This window comes from Streptomyces sp. CO7, from assembly GCF_053474865.1.
Genome location: NZ_JBRIOU010000001.1, coordinates 374,930 through 378,609 on the forward strand (window position 1 = coordinate 374,930; position 3,680 = coordinate 378,609).

A 3,680-nucleotide genomic window follows, 5' to 3' on the forward strand; every position below is an offset into this window, starting at 1 on the left:
ACCTGGCCGCCCGCGGCCGGCCCGCCGCGATGCTCTACGTGGACGGCGACAACAAGGCCGCCGTCACCGTCTACGAGCGCCTGGGCTTCACCACCCACGAGACGGACCTGATGTACCGCACCGAGCTCTGACCTCGACAACGGCACGCGGGGGGCGGCGACTTGACGCCGCCCCCTTCTTTGCACCACCCTTCCACTACTCAATTAGTGAAAGGGTGTTGTCGAGTGGTCGAGTACCGCATCGACCGGCGCAGCGGCGTCGCCACCTATCTGCAGATCGTCCAGCAGACCAAGCACGCCCTGCGGCTGGGCCTGCTCGAACCGGGTGACCGGCTGCCCACGGCACGGGAAGTCGTGGCGGCCACCGCCATCAATCCGAACACCGTCCTCAAGGCCTACCGCGAACTGGAACGCGAGGGCCTGGTGGAGGCCCGGCGCGGCCTCGGCACGTTCGTCCGCCGCTCCCTGGGCCCCGCAGCCGCCGACTCGGCCCCGCTGCGGGACGAGCTCACGGCGTGGGGCCGCAAGGCCAAGGCCTCCGGCCTGGACCGCGACGACGTGTCCGCGCTCCTCACCTCCGTCCTGGACGACCTCTATCCCATTGGGGGGGACCACCGATGACCGAGACCGCCATCGAGGCCGAGGCGCTGGGCAGGCGCTACACCCGCCTGCTGCCCCGCCGCCGCGTCAACTGGGCGCTCCGGGACTGCTCGTTCAGCCTCCCGGCCGGCCGTGTCTGCGCGGTGGTCGGCCCCAACGGCGCCGGCAAGTCCACGCTGCTGGCCCTGGCCGCGGGCCTGGACCGCCCGACCGAGGGCGCGATACGGGTGCTCGGCGGCAGTCCCGCCGACGCGCGCGAACGGGTCGCCTACGTCGCGCAGCACAAGCCGCTGTACGGCCAGCTCACGGTGTTCGACACGTTGCGCCTGGGGCACGCGCTCAACCCGGCCCGCTGGGACCAGGCCACGGCCGAACGCATCGTCGCCCAGGGCGACCTGGACGTCACGGCCACGGTCCGCAGCCTCTCCGGCGGCCAGCGCACCCGGGTCGCGCTGGCCCTGGCGCTGGGCAAGCGGCCCGAACTCCTGCTGCTGGACGAGCCGATGGCAGACCTGGACCCGCTCGCCCGCCACCAGCTGATGGGCGAGCTGATGGCCGAGGCCGCCGAGCACGGCACCACGGTGGTCATGTCCTCGCACGTCATCGCGGAGCTGGAGGGGTCCTGCGACCACCTCCTGCTGATCCGTCGCGGCCGGGTCCGCCTCCAGGGCGAGCTGGACGACGTGCTGGCCGCGCACACCCTGGTCACCGGCCCCGCCGACGCCTCCCTGGACGGCCACACGGTGATCGAGTCCCGCACCACCGGCCGCCAGGTCACCGCCCTGGTCCGCCCCGACGGCCCGCTGCCCGCGGGCCACGAGGCGGCCGCGCCGACGCTGGAGGAGCTGGTTCTGTCCTACCTCAGGGAGCCCGTCGCATGACCCGCACCCTCACCTCACCCGCCCCGTACGAGGCCGAGGACGCCGCGATGCCGGTGAAGGCGCCGGGCGGCCTGCCCTGGACCGTGCTCCACCTCCACCGCTGGGCCCTGTGGCTGTGGATCGCCTACGTAGGCCTGGCGTCGGGGGTGCTCCTGTGGGCGTGGGGGCCCGCGGTCGGCGAACTGCGGCCGCTGGCCGCGACGTGCGAGCTCGGCGGGTCGGTCCAGCCTGCCTGCGCGCGGGGTGTGTACGCGGCCCTGGGGAACTACCAGGAGTTTATGGACCTGGGTTTCTTCGCCGTACTGGGCGCCCCGCTCCTGGTGGGAGTCTGGGCGGCCGCCTCGCTGACCGCCCGGGAGATGGAGACCGGCACCGCCGGCCTGGCCTGGACCCAGTCGGTGTCGCCCGCCCGCTGGCTCACCGCCAAGCTGGCGCTGCCCGCCGTGGCCGTCACCGCGGGCATGACCCTGCTGCTGGCTCTGTACCGGCTCGCCTACCTGGAGGGCTTGGAGCTCTTCATCGAGATCCGGAAGTGGACACCGTCGTGGTGGAGCGAGAACCTCCTCACCGCGATGGGCGTCGTCATGCTGCCCCGCGTCCTGTGCGCGGTCGCCGTCGGCGTCCTGCTCGGCCTGCTGCTGAAGCGGACCCTGGCCTCGCTGGGCACCGGACTGCTGCTGATCGCCGCAAGCACCTTCGCCGTCACACTCGGCCGACACGCCTTCTGGCCGACCGTGGTCCGCCACGGCAGGGAGAGGACCGGCGAGTCGCCGTACCTGAGCCACGCCGACTCCGAGTGGCAGATCTCCACCGGCGCGGTGACGCAGTCCGGCGAGATGGCCGGGGAGACCGGGGAAAGGGCCGGGTACGGGTGCATGGAAGCCGGCTACCGGGGGACGCATCCGGGCTTCGACACCGACGCCTTCTACTCCTGCCTGAAGGACAAGGGCTACACCGACGTCTGGATCGCCTACCACCCCAAGGGCCACTACTGGCCGCTCCAGCTCGTGGAGTCCGGCATCTGGCTCGCTCTCGCCGCCGTCGCGGTGCTCCTCTCCTACCGCGTGCTGCGCAACCGTACGGCCGTCGGGAGGGGTGCGGCGTGACCACGACCATGACCTCGAACTCGGCCGGCGCCCCGGCCACCGGCAAGCGCCCGGAGGGTCTGATCCGGACCGTCCTGCGCCTGCACCGGTGGGCCCTGTGGGTGTGGATCGCCTACGTCGCCCTGGGCGCGGGACTGCTGCTGTGGGCGTGGGGTCCCCTCCTCGGAGAGGCCCAGGCCGCCGTGGACGCCTGCGCCGGCCTGCGGAAAGGCCCGCGCTGCGGGGGAAGCCAGTTCACCGCCTTCACCTGGTACGAGAACCACCTCCGCTACGGCTTCTCCGTCATCTTCATGGCGCCGTTCCTGGTCGGCGCCTGGGCGGCCGCCTCGCCGACCGCCCGCGAGATGGAGACCGGTACCGCCCAGCTGGCCTGGACCCAGTCGGTCACCCCGGCCCGCTGGCTCACCGCCAAGCTCGCCGTCCCGGCCGTCGTCGTGACCGTCGGCACCGTCCTGCTGCTGGTGCTGTACCGCCTCGCGTACCGGGCGGGCGAGGGCCTGCGCACGCAGGTGTGGCCGGTGGGCAAGGAGTGGTGGGGGGAGGAGTTCTTCACCGGGCTGGGGATCGCCACCGTGCCCCGCGTGCTGTGCGCGGTGGCGGTCGGCGTCCTGCTGGGCCTGGTGATCCGGCGCACCCTGGCCTCCCTGGGCGCGGGCGTGCTGTTCATGACCGCGGCCTCGGTGAAGTTCCTCGTCGCCCGCCACCTCCTGTGGCCGACCGAGATCCGGTACGGCTACTCGCACGACGTCCACACCACCTACGTGGGCGTCGCCGATGGCGAATGGCTGCTCGGCAGCGGGGCGGTCACCCGGTCCGGGGACCGTGTCCCGTACGACTTCGGCTGCATGGACGCGGCGTTCGACGCCCGCCAGGACAAGCGGGACGAGGCGGAGGCCTTCTACGCCTGCCTCAAGGAGAACGGGCTCAGTGACGTCTGGGTGACCTACCACCCCAAGAGCCACTACTGGCCGCTGCAGTTCGCGGAGTCCGGCGTCTGGTTCGCCGTCGCCGCCCTCGCGGTGTTCCTCTCCTACCGCCTGCTGCGCCGCCGCACGGACCTCCGGAAGGGTGCCGCATGACCACGACCATGACCC

4 protein-coding genes and 1 pseudogene are annotated in these 3,680 nt (G+C 72.5%); all 5 read left to right on the forward strand.

Features of this window, described 5'->3' with window-relative positions; all coding sequences use genetic code 11:
• Positions 1–131 (forward strand): annotated as a pseudogene (locus ACOV8S_RS01780) (mycothiol synthase); the annotation flags it as partial.
• A gap of 93 nt (positions 132–224) precedes the next feature.
• A complete protein-coding gene (locus ACOV8S_RS01785) occupies positions 225–620 on the forward strand; it encodes a GntR family transcriptional regulator (protein ID WP_448315599.1) in 396 nt (131 codons plus the stop codon).
• Positions 617–1,480: an ABC transporter ATP-binding protein gene (locus ACOV8S_RS01790; protein WP_448315601.1), complete on the forward strand. Its 864-nt coding sequence runs from the start codon at positions 617–619 to the stop codon at positions 1,478–1,480. The genes ACOV8S_RS01785 and ACOV8S_RS01790 overlap by 4 nt, the downstream gene beginning before the upstream one ends.
• A complete protein-coding gene (locus tag ACOV8S_RS01795; protein WP_448315603.1) occupies positions 1,477–2,586 on the forward strand; it encodes a hypothetical protein in 1,110 nt (369 codons plus the stop codon). The genes ACOV8S_RS01790 and ACOV8S_RS01795 overlap by 4 nt, the downstream gene beginning before the upstream one ends.
• The gene (locus tag ACOV8S_RS01800; protein ID WP_448315605.1) at positions 2,583–3,665 is read left to right on the forward strand and encodes an ABC transporter permease; all 1,083 of its coding nucleotides are present in this window, start codon (positions 2,583–2,585) and stop codon (positions 3,663–3,665) included. The genes ACOV8S_RS01795 and ACOV8S_RS01800 overlap by 4 nt, the downstream gene beginning before the upstream one ends.
• Positions 3,666–3,680: the final 15 nt, after the last annotated feature.